The sequence below is a fragment of the Xanthomonas cissicola genome, from assembly GCF_008801575.1.
GTDB lineage: Bacteria > Pseudomonadota > Gammaproteobacteria > Xanthomonadales > Xanthomonadaceae > Xanthomonas > Xanthomonas cissicola.
In genome coordinates, this window is sequence record NZ_VZPL01000299.1 from 1 (window position 1) to 250 (window position 250).

1 pseudogene is annotated in these 250 nt (G+C 55.2%); it reads right to left on the reverse strand.

The features are described 5' to 3' along the window. Positions 1 to 18 precede the first annotated feature (18 nt). Positions 19 to 138 (reverse strand): annotated as a pseudogene (locus F7R02_RS26180) (IS3 family transposase); the annotation flags it as partial. Positions 139 to 250: the final 112 nt, after the last annotated feature.

Sequence of the window (250 nt, forward strand, 5' to 3'; positions counted from 1 at the left end):
CCGGTGCGCTCACCACTTTTTTCGCAACGCATCCTTGATCAGGTCGTTCTCGAACACCTGCTCGGCCAGCAACTTCTTCAATCGCGTGTTCTCGGCCTCAAGGTCCTTGAGCCGTTTGGCATCGGGCGACGTCCACCCAATTTTGAGTAGCGCCTCAGTTTGGAGTCCAATTCCCTACCCCGAGGAGATTGGACGTGAAGAAACGTTTTACTGACGAGCAGGTCATCGGCTTTCTGCGCGAAGCCGAAAG